The organism is Streptomyces sp. NPDC030893, from assembly GCF_055571535.1.
This window is the reverse complement of the sequence record NZ_JBVIFC010000020.1, coordinates 75,068-87,146: the sequence shown is the minus strand read 5'-3', so window position 1 is coordinate 87,146 and position 12,079 is coordinate 75,068. Positions and strand designations below refer to the sequence as shown.

Genomic DNA, 12,079 nt, shown 5'->3' with positions numbered 1-12,079 from the left:
TTTTTCTCACTGTGCACTCGGCAGGATTCGAACCTGCAACCTTCTGATCCGTAGTCAGATGCTCTATCCGTTAAGCTACGAGTGCTTGTCTCTTCAGTTATCTCGCCGCTCCCGGCCCTTCCGGCCCGCTCGCGGCGACAGGAAGAACATTACATGACTGCCGCCGCCATGTGAAATCCGTTTGCCGCACCCCTTGTGACCTGCACGAATGCCGAATCCGCAGGGGAGCGCGACGAAGCCCCGGCCGTAGTGGCGCGGGGCTTCGTGATGGGGCGGAGGCGGAGGGATTTGAACCCTCGATGGGCTTTAAGGCCCAAACCGCATTAGCAGTGCGGCGCCATAGACCGGACTAGGCGACGCCTCCTCCACACATGACCTCCCGCGCAGGAGCGCGAGCGGGTCGGTGCGTGCCGATGATGACACAACCGCGTGGGGTGTCACCAATCGGTGCCCACGGTACTAGGCGGGGAGCCCGCAGGGCAAAGCACTTCCGCCGATGACGTCGGCGTGCCGCGACGAACGGGACACGCGCGGCGGGCCGGGGCGGCGAGTCGGGGCACAGGGGGCGTAAAGGTCCCGCGAAGGTCCGGGACGCGTCGGTGCAGGCAGTCACGGGTTCGGGGCGTACCGGGCGTCACATCGTCGTCACTTCCTGATGCGATGTCCGTCCCATCCGGCGTCGCGAGCGCAACCCCAGCCCTTAGACTCCCTCGCGTGACACGTTGCGGGCAGGTTGGCAAGATGGCCCGAGCGGTCGGCACGTCGCGGTAACAGGGAGGAAGCGGTCTCGTGAGCAGCAGGCCATCCCGAGGCGCTGCTCGCCTCGCAGCCATACTGGACGCGCTTCCCGACGCGCTGGTGCTGGTCAACGCCAACGGGACCGTCGTCAACGCCAACACCATCGCCCTGGAGGCCTTCGAGACCCCGGGCACGGCCCTGGTGGGACGGGGGCTGCTGGATCTGCTGCCGCAGTTCGACAGCAAGCTCATCCCGGGCTCCATGCGGCGGCCCGACCACATCGACCCCCGCGCGCGCACGAAGCCGACGCGGATGACGGCCCGGCGCACCGACGGCAGCGAGTTCCCGGTCGAGGTCACCAGCGCGAATCTGGACACGGGCCAGCAGGCCTACGACAACTACGGCTACGCCGGCGACGAACTGCTGATGCTCGTCGTCCGCGACCTCTCCGGCACCGTCGACACCGAGGCCGAGCTCGCGCGGTCGCAGCGGCAGACGGAGATGATCCTGCGTGCCGCCTCGGAGGGTGTCGTCGGCACCGACACCGACGGGCGGATCGTCCTCGTCAACCCGGCCGCCGCCCAGATACTGGGCTACCGGGCCGGCGAACTCGGCGGACGCGAACTTCACACCCTCGTCCTGCACTCGCGCGCCGACGGCTCCCCGTTCCCGTACGACGAGTCCCCGCTCGCCGACACCCTGCGCTCCGGACGCAAGCACCGCGTGCGCGGGCAGGTGCTGTACGCCAAGAGCGGCGACAAGCTGCCGGTCGACCTGACGACCGCGCCGGTACGCGACGGCGACCAGCTCGTCGGCGCCGTCATGACCTTCCTCGACCGCCGCCCCTACGACGCGCTCGCCAAGGAGAAGCAGGACGCGGAGCGGGAGCACACCGAGGAACTGGAGCGCCTCGCCGAGGAGCACGGCTCCGAACTCACCGCCCTGCGCCAGAGCCACGTCACCGAGCTGGAGCGGCTCACCGAGAAGCACGCGGAGGAACTCGCCGCGCACGAGGAGCGCTACGCCGCCCTCGGCGAGCGGGAGAAGGACCGCTACGAGGCCCTCGCCGCCCGGCAGGAGCAGCTGCTCACCCTGCTCGGACAGTCCCTGCGCGGCCCGCTGGACGAACTGCGCCGCGAACTGTCCGCGCTCGCCGCCGACGACGCAGGACAGCTGTGGCCGGAGGCCAACCAGGTGCTGCACCACCTGTCGGCCGGCTACGCGCGGATCACCACCCTCATCGACAACGTGCTCGGCTACCAGCGGCTCGACGCAGGTACCGAGCAGGTCGCCCGGACCAAGGCGATGCTCGACGCCGTCGTCGCCGCCGGGGTCGACGGGGCCGTGGAGCTGATCGGTCCCGGACGGGTGCAGTTCGCCGTGCACGCACCGCCCATCGAGGCCGAGGTCGACCCGCGGCTGCTCGCCACCGCCCTCGCGCACCTGGTCGCGGACGTCGCCGGCGTCGACGCGACCGGCAACACGCCCCTGTCGGCGGGCGGATACCTGGACAACACGGTCGTGGTCGCGGCGGCGCAGCGCGGCGAGGTCGTCCGCATCGAGGTGCGCGGACCGTACGGCGGCGGCGACCCGGTGCACGAGCCGATCGTGCGCGGGATCGTCCGGGCGCACGGCGGCGTGCTGCAGACCCACGAGGTGCCGGGGATGAGCGGCAGCGCGTTCGTCCTCGAGGTGCCGATCGGCGGCGGGGCGGGGACAGTGGCCGCGACCCCCGGGGCTCCGGTGCCGGACGCCGAGGCCGTGCCGGACGCCGAGGCCGTGGAGGCCGTGGAGACCGCTCCCGCCGAAGGGGCCACCGGTGGCGGACGGCGGCGGGCCCGGCGCTCCTCCGTGGACGCGTTCCTGGAGAGCGAGGTCGCCGGCGCGGACGACGCACCGGCCGCCGGGACGGCGCCCACCGGCCGGCGCAGGCGCCGCGCGGCCGCCGAGGAGCCGGCGAGGGCGCAGCTTCCGGCCCAGGCGTCCGACGAGGGCGCGGCGGTGTCCGGCGGTACCGGGCGGCGGCGTGGCCGGCCCGCCGAGGCCACACCGGCCGGCGCGGAGCTCGAACTCGCCGGTGCCGGGGTGTCCGAGGGGGCCGTCGTCACCGCCGCCGAGCACGCGGCGGGGGCCGCCGCGTCGAACACCGGGCTGGGCGGGACCGTACCGCCGCAGGGGGTGCCCGTGCCCGCGCCCTCCGGTCTGCGGGCCGGGAGCAACGGGTCGGGCGAGCAGCACGCGCTGCCGCCCGCACCGTCCGGTGGCGGGGGCGGGGCCGCCGAGGTGGCCGTGCACGTACCGGCCCAGGCGTCGGGGGAGACCCAGCAGCCGACGGGGCGGCGCCGACGGGCGCTGGCCGCCGCCGGTGAGCGGGCGGCGGCGCAGGAGGCCGCGCCCCGTACGGTGTTCGCGCTGCCGCCGGCCGGCGCGGACCAGGTGAACGAGGGCGACCCGGAGGGCCCGAAGCAGCGGCCGGCGCAGGCCGAGGCCCTCGACCGGCCGGATCGGGCGGGCACGCACGGGCCTGCCGCGTCCGGGGACGCTCCGGCCGACCACGGCCGTCATGACGCCGTACCGCACGACCAGGCCGACGACCACACCCCGCCGCAGCCGCATCCCACCAGCGCGCCGACCGGCCGGCGGCGGCGTGCCGTCGCACCGCCGGCGGAGGCCGCTCCGGCCGCTCCGGCTCCCGGGGCTCCGGAGCAGTGGGGCGCGGTGCCTCCGCAGGGTGCGCCCGCGCCTGCGCCGGGGCACCCCGAGGCGCCGGCGCCGGCACCGCTTCCCGCCGCCCAGCCGCTCCCCGCCGAGGCCGCGCCCGGGCAGGGCACCCCGGCGGAAGGCACCCCGGCCCCGCAGCCGTGGCCCGCGGCCGGTGACGGCTCCGCCGCCGGTACGCCCGTACCGCAGACCCCGAACCCGCAGGCCCCGGACCCGCAGGTCCCGGCCCCGCCGCAGCCGACGCCTTCCGGTGGCACCCCGCTGCCGCCCGAAGGCGCGCCGGCGCCCGTGCAGCGGGCCGCTCAGCCGTTGCCCGAGGAGACCGCGGCGCCGGTGGACCCGGACTCGACGCAGGGACGGGCGATCAGCGTGCGGACGCTGGGGCAGGGTGTGCCGTTCAACCGGCAGGCCGCCCAGGTCCAGCAGCCGCTGCCCTCGGCCACGCCCCCGCCGCAGCAGCCCGGCGGCTCCGGACGCCGCCGCAAGCTCGGTACGCGCCCCGACCCGGCCGCGGGCACCGAGCAGCACGGCCGCCCGCACCCGGCGTCCGAACCCGCGCCGGCCGCGGCGCCGAAGGCACCGGCCCCGCAGCAGAGCGGGGCCCCGGCGCCGGGCCTCGCTCAACCGCAGCCGCAGCCCTCGCTCGCCGGTCAGTCCCGGCTCGCCCCCGCGGCCGAGGCCGCCGGGCGCTCGTACGCCATAGGCGCGCCCGACGCGGACGCCGCCGAGGGGCCCGAACCGCTGGACGGGCCGGGTGGCGCAGTCGAGGTGGCGGACACCCCGCGTCCCCGGCCGATGGACGACGAACTGCCCCCGGAGCCGCTGGACAACCCGCGCCGGCTGCTGGTGTGGCCCGCGCCGGACGTCTCGACGCAGCAGGCGCTGAGCGACCGCGGCTACCGGCCGGTCATCGTGCACTCGCGCGAGGAGGTCGACGCGCAGATCGCGGCCTTCCCCGCCGCGCTGTTCGTGGACCCGCTGACCGGGCCGATCACGCGTACGGCGCTGCAGTCGCTGCGGCAGGCGGCGGTGGCGGCCGAGGTGCCGGTGCTGGTGACGGCCGGGCTCGGACAGGCCTCGCGCGATGCCGCGTACGGCGCCGATCCCGCCGTACTGCTGAAGGCGCTCGCGCCGCGCGACAGCGATCAGCACCCCCCGCGCGTGCTGCTGATCGAGGAGCACGCGGAGATCGCGCTGGCGCTGACCGGGACGCTGGAGCGGCGCGGGATGCAGGTCGCGCGGGCCGCGAGCGACGCCGACGCGGTGGCGCTGGCGGGGCAGTTCCGGCCGAACCTCGTGGTGATGGACCTGATGCAGGTGCACCGCCGGCAGGCCGGGATCATCGACTGGCTGCGGGCGAACGGGCAGCTCGACCGCACCCCGCTGGTGGTCTACACGGCCGCCGTCGACCAGGCGGACCTGCCGCGGCTGGCCTCCGGCGAGACGGTGCTGTTCCTCGCCGAGCGGTCCACCAGTACGGAGGTGCAGGAGCGGATCGTCGACCTGCTGTCGCGGATCGGGACCAACTGACCGGCGTCCGCCTCGCGAACGACGCGCGCCGGGCGGTGAACGGGGGCTTTCCCGTTCACCGCCCGGCGCGTTGCCGTACCGGCGTCAGATCTGCGTGACGTCCAGCGAGCCCTCGGCGTACTGCCGGCGCAGGACCTTCTTGTCGAACTTGCCGACGCTGGTCTTCGGCACCGACTCGATCACCGTCCAGCGCTCCGGGAGCTGCCACTTGGCGATCCCGCCCTCCTCCTGGAGGAAGGTGCGCAGGGTGTTGAAGTCGGCGGTGGCGCCCTCCTTGAGGACGACCGTGGCCAGCGGGCGCTCGCCCCACTTGTCGTCCGGGACGGCGACCACGGCGGCTTCGGCGACGTCCGGGTGGGACATCAGCGCGTTCTCCAGCTCGACCGAGGAGATCCACTCGCCGCCGGACTTGATGACGTCCTTGGCGCGGTCGGTCAGGGTGAGGAAGCCGTCGGGGCTGATGGTGCCGACGTCGCCGGTCTTCAGCCAGCCGTCCTCGCTGAACTTGTCGGCGGGGCGCAGCGGTTCGGCGTCGGGGCCGTTGTAGTAGGCGCCCGCGATCCACGCGCCGCGGACCTCCAGCTCACCGGCCGACTCGCCGTCCCAGGGGAGGCGTTCGCCGCCGGGGCCGGTGAGACGGGCCTCGACGCCGGCCGGGAAGCGGCCCTGGGTCAGCCGGTAGGCGAACTCGGACTCGGTGCCGACCGCGCTCGCCGGCGGGCGGGCGATGGTGCCGAGCGGGGAGGTCTCCGTCATGCCCCAGGCGTGGCAGACCCGCATGCCGAGCTGGTCGAACGCCTCCATCAGGGAGGGCGGGCAGGCGGAGCCGCCGATGGTGACCTGGGTGAGGGCGGAGACGTCCCGGGGCCGGGCGGTCAGCTCGGCGAGCAGACCCTGCCAGATGGTGGGGACGGCGGCGGCGTGGGTCGGCTTCTCGGCCTCGATCATCTCGGCGAGCGGGGCGGGCTGCAGGAAGCGGTCCGGCATCAGCATGTTGACGCCGGTCATGAACGTGGCGTGCGGCAGGCCCCAGGCGTTGACGTGGAACTGCGGGACGACGACCAGGGAGGTGTCCTCGTCGGTCAGGCCCATCGACTGGGCCATGTTGACCTGCATCGAGTGCAGGTAGATGGAGCGGTGGCTGTAGACGACGCCCTTGGGGTCGCCGGTGGTGCCGGAGGTGTAGCACATGGCGGCGGCGGTCCGCTCGTCCAGCTCCGGCCAGTCGTAGGCGGCGGGCTGTCCGGCGAGCAGGTCCTCGTACTCGTGCACCCGGACGGCGGCGTCCGCCAGCGCGGAACGGTCGCCGGGGCCGGAGACGACCACGTGCTCGACGGTCTTCAGGTGCGGCAGCAGCGGGGCGAGCAGGGGGATCAGCGAACCGTTGACGAGGACCACCCGGTCGGCGGCGTGGTTGACGATCCACGCGAGCTGCTCGGGCGGCAGGCGGAGGTTCAGGGTGTGGAGGACGGCGCCCATGGAGGGGATCGCGAAGTACGCCTCGACGTGCTCGGCGTTGTTCCACATGAGGGTGGCGACCCGTTCGTCGCCGGTGACACCGAGGTCCTCGCGCAGGGCGTGGGCCAGCTGGGCCGCGCGGGCGCCGATCTCCGCGTAGGAACGGCGCTGCGGCTCGCCCTCGCCGGTCCAGGTGACGACCTGCGATGTGCCGTGGATCGTCGACCCGTGGGCCAGGATCCTCGAGATCAGCAGCGGTACGTCCTGCATGGTGCTCAGCACGGCGTCCTCCTGGGCGACATCGCCTACGCGTCGGTACGGGTTGCGCTGATTCTGCGCACATACCGCGCGGTATGTCACTAGGGGTGCGGATGATCGATCACGCTCCGCCGGAGGACTTTTTCCCACAGAGTCAGCTCATTTTCGAACAAGCCCCAGCTCAGCGTCGTCGCGGAGCTTGCCGAGCGCCCTCGACACGGCCGACTTCACCGTGCCGACCGAGACGCCGAGCACCTCGGCCGTCTGGACCTCGCTGAGATCCTCGTAGTACCGCAGCACGACCATCGCCCGCTGCCGCGCGGGCAGCCGCATGATCGCCCGCCACATCGCGTCGCGCAGCGCCTGCTGCTCGGCCGGGTCGTCCCCGCCGGGCACCGGGTCGGGCTCGGGCAGCTCGTCGCAGGCGAACTCGTCGACCTTGCGCTTGCGCCACTGGGACGTGCGCGTGTTGAGCAGCGCCCGGCGCACATAGCCGTCGAGCGCGCGGTGGTCCTCTATGCGCTCCCAGGCGACGTACGTCTTGGTGAGCGCGGTCTGCAGCAGGTCCTCCGCGTCGCTCGGGTTCCCGGTCAGCGACCGGGCGGTACGCAGGAGCACCGGCTGGCGGGCCCTCATGTACGACGAGAACGACGGGTACCGGAGGGTCTGCGTCGGCGTCGGTGGCGGTGGAGCAGCGGCGTTCGAAGCGCTGGTGCAGACGAGTGTGGTCATGGCTCAACGCTATGAGCGGGGCCCGCCCGGCGGATCGCCCGCAGGTCCCGAAGCCGGATCCCCCTCAGGTTGTAGGGGTGGTGCCTGCCGCACCTCCTGGAGGTGGACGAGCGAGTGAGGGGTACTGCGGGTCGGCCCCTGAGGAGGACCGCGCGGCACCGGGCCGCCGGCGGCCCGGTCGGACCACGGCGCGCCTGCGCGGCGGCACCGGAGCACCGCCGCACAGACACCCTGCACCCCACGAAGCACACCCACACGGTCAGACGGCCGGCATCACCACCACAGGGGGGTGAAGCTGACGGCCACGTTGTCGTTGCCCTGGTTGACGGCCGTGAACGCGGAACCGTTGACCTGGGCGGTGTTGCTCTGGTTCGCAGCACCGGGACCGCTGGCCTGCTGCTGCGTGGTGGCCGAGTTGCCGAAGTTGTCGCCGCCGACACCGGTGCCGAGGGCCTCGGCCTCGCCGCTCGTGGCCGTCGCGTTCGATCCGTCGTCCGCGAGGGCGCCGGTGTCCGCCGTCGCCACGCCGGCGAACAGGGCGGCCGCGAGCGGAAGAGCGGAGACCGCGGCGATGACGCGGGCGGTACGGATGCTTGCCATGTTGTGTTCCCTCCAGAACCCACAGGACGCACCGGCTCATGACCGCAGGTGCGTGAAGTACGGCCGGCACCGGGGAAGTTGTCCCCCCGCCCCGGTGCTGTGCACGACGTCGCAAGATCAGCATTGCCCACCGGATCCCGCCGAACCACCCCTCAAGCCCCGCTTCCCACGCAAGCGTGACGACACGGCGATAAACCCCATTCCGCCTCCGAGTTGCCCAGCCCTCACCCGAACCCCCGCTCGGGACCTCGGCACCCCAAGCGCCGCAAGGGAGGAAGCGTTACGGCACCTTCTCGCCCGCCCCCACCCGGCCCGGCGCGTCACCCCCCACCCCCTTCCCTTCTTCGAACGCTTGTACGAAACTAAGTCCATGGCCACCACCGACCGGCAGGCCACGACGCTGGCCCTCGCACACGCCCTGTCAGCCGCCGAACGCGGCCTGGCCGTAATCCCCCTGTCCCGGACGAAACTCCCGGCCCTGCGCTCCCCGCACCGCGACGACCCGGTCACCCGCGCCCGATGCCACGGCACCTGCGGCCGCTTCGGCCACGGTGTCCACGACGCCTCCACCGACCCCGCCCGCATCCGCGCACTGTTCGCCGCCGCACCCCGCGCCACCGGCTACGGCATCGCCTGCGGCCTCCCCCCGCACCACCTCATCGGCGTCGACCTGGACACCAAGACCGGCACGGACGCCGCCACCGCCCTGCGCGAACTGGCCCTGCGCCACCTGTTCACGATCCCGCCCACGGTCGTCGTCCTGACCCCGAGCGGCGGACGCCACCTGTGGCTGAGCGGCCCGCCCGACGCCGTCGTCCCCAACTCCGCCGGCCGCCTCGCCCCCGGCATCGACATCCGGGGCGCCGGCGGCTACCTGGTCGGCCCCGGCTCCCGTACCGCCCACGGCACCTACACGGCCGCCCCGGGCACCGCCCACCTGCCCCCGGCGGCCTGCCCGCCCGCCCTCCTCCGCCTGCTCCTCCCCCCACCCCGCGCCCACCACCCGGCGCCTGCGGCCGCCGGCAGACACGGCCGGGGCCTGGTCCAGTTCGTCCTCGCCGCGCACGAGGGCCAGCGCAACACCCGCCTGTTCTGGGCGGCCTGCCGCGCCTACGAGAACGGCATCGGCCCCGCCCTGGCGGACCTCCTGGCCGACGCGGCCCGCACCACCGGCCTGTCCGAACACGAGGCCCGCGCGACGATCGCCTCGGCCGCCCGTATGACGGGCCACTGACGCCGCCCGGCTCCTCTCTCCGCCCCCCGAAAATCGAAAGCCCCGCATGCACCACCGCTCTAAAGTGCCGACCATGGCACTCGCCCGCGTCGTCCTCGCCTCCGGCCGCTCGGTCGACCTCACCGAGCTGCGCATGTCGTCGACGTACGACGGACTGCTCGAGGGCTATCCCTGCAAGCGTCTGAACGACCTCAAGATCGCCGCCCTGCTCCGCTCCGCCGAACGGACCTTCCCCCGCGCACCGGTCCACCTGGTCCCGCCCCCGCGCGAGTATCCCGACCAGTACGCGGGGGCCTTCGGACCGGTGGAGGTGCTGCCCGCCGTGACCTGCGTCGGCAGCTTCCGCTCGGAGGCCGTCGACCCGGCCCACGACCGCGTCCTGTACCGCTCCCGGCTCACCGTGGTCTGGTTCCAGCCCGCCCCGCACGTCCCCTCCGGCTGCGACGCGGAACCAGCCCTGCGCGACGTGTCCTGGGAACTGCTCGCCACCGACGAGGAACTATGACCCTCCCTGCCCCGGCCACGCCCCGGACCGAACTCCTCCGCATGCAGTTCGAACTGACCTGGTCGCTCTTCGAGTACCACCTGGAACGACTGGAACCGGAGGACTTCCTCTGGGAACCGGCCCCCCACTGCTGGACGGTACGCCGCTCCCCCGGGGGCACCTGGACCCCCGACTGGGCCGACACCGAACCGGACCCCGTACCCGTCCCGACGATCGCCTGGCTGAGCTGGCACATCGACTGGTGGTGGAGCGTGACGCTGGACCACGCGCGGGGACACCGCCCGCGGGAGCGGACCGACGTCATCTGGCCCGGCGAGGGCGCACCCGCCGTCGACCGGCTCCGCGCCCTGCGCACGGAATGGCTCGCGCTGCTGGACGACCTCACCGACGCCGACCTGGACACCACGGCCCCGTTCCCCTGGCCGGACGACCCCGCGCACACCCGGGCCCACATGCTCGCGTGGGTGAACGCCGAACTGATGAAGAACGCGGCCGAGATCGGCCAGCTCCGCCTGCTGCGCGCCGCCGCCTCCTGAGCCACCTCACCCGACGTCGTACACGCGCGGCCGGACACATCCGCGAACAGCACGACGTCCTCCGCCCCCGAACGCACCCGGCCCCCGAGCCCGCCGCTTCCTCCACCCGGTCGGCGGTTTCCCGCACGGGTACGTTGTCCGGCATGGCCACCCAGATCATTACCTTGGTCGGCGTCCTCATCGGCGCCCTGACGTCCTACTTCGCAACGGCCATGGCCGAGCGGACGAAGCTGCGGCACCTGATGGCCACCCGCTGGGACGAACGGAAACTCGACACCTACATCGAGTACGTGTCGTGCATCAAGAAGATCCAGAGGGCCGCCATGGACGCCGGGCGCGCCCGTGACCAGGGAAAGGACGCATCCGACGCGCTGACCGAGATGGAGGAGAACGAGAACAGGAGGTCGGTCCTCTTCGAGTCGTTCGTCCTCCTGAGCAACGACAAGGCCGCCACCGCCGCTCACGCTGTCAACCAGCGAACCTGGGAACTCCTCAGGACGGCGCGGCTCTCCTCGAGCGGGACAGCCGAACTCCACCCGATCCCCCTGGTGGAGGCCCTGAACGTTCTTCACGAAGCAGCGAGATCGGACCTGACGATATCCAGCAAAACCCCCACCCGCTAAAACGTGCACGAGCACCACGAAACGCAGCGACCCCCGACCGAATTACCAAGTCAGGGGCCGTTCTCACTGCTCGTCGGGCGGAGGCGGTGGGAAAGATCGAGGCTAAGGAGTACGGGGAGCTTTGGAAGGCGGCCCGGCTCGCGGTGCTGACCGAAGCTGAAGCGGCTTCCCCTCTGGCGGACGTACCGTACTCCCTGCGTCACGCGGGTGTCTCGCTCTGGCTGGAGTCCGGAGTCTCCCCGGCTGAGGTCGGTCGGCGGGCTGGTCACAGCATCGCTGTCCTCTTCCGCTTCTATGCCAAGGCGATTCACCGGAACCAGCAGCGCTCGAACGAACAGATCGAGCGGGCCTTGGAGGCTGCCGACAGCGCATAGGTCGAGTGACACTCCGACCACAGGCGCCACCCTCACCCCTATCGGAAGGGCCGTGAACCCGGCACACCCGTTCGATTCTCGCCAACCGGCGGGCTGCATCTGCCGGCGGGCTACCTGTCAGCGAACTGTCGCACCTCAGCACCCCTCCCAAGATCCGTTTCGGTGTGGCACGTCAACTCCACAAAGCGGGAGCACCCTTCACAAGTTATTCCGTTCCCTTCAGAGTCTCACCGAAGTATCCGAGCCAGTCCGGCCAGGAGCTCGGGTCGACTTCCAGTCATCCCCTCGCAAACTCACGGCTTCCTGAGCGTCACCTGTGTGATCGTCGCGGCTGCTGGGACGACGGCGGGGCCGTGGCATGGCGCCGTGTCACGGCAAGTCCGCCTGTCACCAGGAACATGACCAAGGAGGGGAAAGAAATGAAGAGAGCCAAGATCGTCGCCGCAACGTTGCTCACCGCCGCGCTCGCGGTGCCCACGGCCACGGCTGTCGCCGCTGACGCCTACGGTGGTGGCGCCCACGCCTGGTCGCCCGCCGGCGGCGACAACGGGAAGATATCCGTCAAGGACAACAGCAAGGACGGCGACCCGGTCAAGGCCGAGTACTACCGGACGGCCAGCCCGGACACGAAGCGGACCCTGTGGAACCACAGCGGCCCGGGAACGACCGCCACCTCTGGCGACGGGTCCAGGATCTACAAGTTCAAGGCATGCGACGAGAACTACGGCAACCCGGACGACTGCTCCGGGTGGGTCATCCCGTAACGCGGA

The 12,079-nt window shown here is 72.5% G+C and carries 10 protein-coding genes and 2 tRNA genes; 7 read left to right on the top strand and 5 right to left on the bottom strand.

The window, feature by feature from the left end; all coding sequences use genetic code 11:
- Positions 1-12: 12 nt before the first annotated feature.
- Positions 13-85: transfer RNA gene (locus ACZ434_RS29025), tRNA-Arg, on the bottom strand.
- A gap of 188 nt (positions 86-273) precedes the next feature.
- Positions 274-364: transfer RNA gene (locus ACZ434_RS29020), tRNA-Ser, on the bottom strand.
- Between the two features lie 425 nt (positions 365-789).
- Between ACZ434_RS29020 and ACZ434_RS29015 the strand changes: the two genes are divergently transcribed.
- Positions 790-4,989 (top strand): hybrid sensor histidine kinase/response regulator, encoded by a 4,200-nt coding sequence (locus ACZ434_RS29015; RefSeq protein WP_468460987.1) that lies wholly within the window; start codon positions 790-792, stop codon positions 4,987-4,989.
- 84 nt (positions 4,990-5,073) lie between these two features.
- On the opposite strand, the gene ACZ434_RS29010 is transcribed toward ACZ434_RS29015, so the two are convergent.
- The 3 genes from ACZ434_RS29010 to ACZ434_RS29000 form a co-directional block, all read right to left on the bottom strand.
- The gene (locus tag ACZ434_RS29010) at positions 5,074-6,729 is read right to left on the bottom strand and encodes a long-chain fatty acid--CoA ligase (RefSeq protein ID WP_468460985.1); all 1,656 of its coding nucleotides are present in this window, start codon (positions 6,727-6,729) and stop codon (positions 5,074-5,076) included.
- Positions 6,730-6,864: 135 nt separating this feature from the next.
- Positions 6,865-7,437, bottom strand: coding sequence for a SigE family RNA polymerase sigma factor (locus ACZ434_RS29005; protein WP_468460983.1), 573 nt, complete (start codon positions 7,435-7,437; stop codon positions 6,865-6,867).
- A 273-nt stretch (positions 7,438-7,710) separates the two neighbouring features.
- Complete coding sequence (locus ACZ434_RS29000; RefSeq protein ID WP_468460981.1) at positions 7,711-8,037, bottom strand: hypothetical protein; 327 nt, start codon at positions 8,035-8,037, stop codon at positions 7,711-7,713.
- A 370-nt stretch (positions 8,038-8,407) separates the two neighbouring features.
- On the opposite strand from ACZ434_RS29000, the gene ACZ434_RS28995 reads away from it, so the two are divergent.
- The 6 genes from ACZ434_RS28995 to ACZ434_RS28970 all read left to right on the top strand — a co-directional run bounded on the left by ACZ434_RS28995 (position 8,408) and on the right by ACZ434_RS28970 (position 12,073).
- Positions 8,408-9,271, top strand: a complete 864-nt coding sequence (locus ACZ434_RS28995; protein WP_468460979.1) for a bifunctional DNA primase/polymerase — start codon at positions 8,408-8,410, stop codon at positions 9,269-9,271.
- Between the two features lie 73 nt (positions 9,272-9,344).
- Positions 9,345-9,776: a hypothetical protein gene (locus ACZ434_RS28990; protein WP_468460977.1), complete on the top strand. Its 432-nt coding sequence runs from the start codon at positions 9,345-9,347 to the stop codon at positions 9,774-9,776.
- Positions 9,773-10,312 (top strand): DinB family protein, encoded by a 540-nt coding sequence (locus ACZ434_RS28985; RefSeq protein WP_468460975.1) that lies wholly within the window; start codon positions 9,773-9,775, stop codon positions 10,310-10,312. Before ACZ434_RS28990 ends, ACZ434_RS28985 begins: the two co-directional genes overlap by 4 nt.
- Before the next feature lie 143 nt (positions 10,313-10,455).
- The gene (locus ACZ434_RS28980) at positions 10,456-10,935 is read left to right on the top strand and encodes a hypothetical protein (protein ID WP_468460973.1); all 480 of its coding nucleotides are present in this window, start codon (positions 10,456-10,458) and stop codon (positions 10,933-10,935) included.
- 86 nt (positions 10,936-11,021) lie between these two features.
- On the top strand, positions 11,022-11,309 hold the full coding sequence (locus tag ACZ434_RS28975) for a hypothetical protein (protein WP_468460971.1): 288 nt from the start codon (positions 11,022-11,024) through the stop codon (positions 11,307-11,309).
- A 419-nt stretch (positions 11,310-11,728) separates the two neighbouring features.
- Positions 11,729-12,073 carry a hypothetical protein gene (locus ACZ434_RS28970; RefSeq protein ID WP_269956800.1) on the top strand — a complete coding sequence of 115 codons (345 nt, stop codon included), beginning with the start codon at positions 11,729-11,731 and terminating at the stop codon, positions 12,071-12,073.
- Positions 12,074-12,079 lie beyond the last annotated feature (6 nt).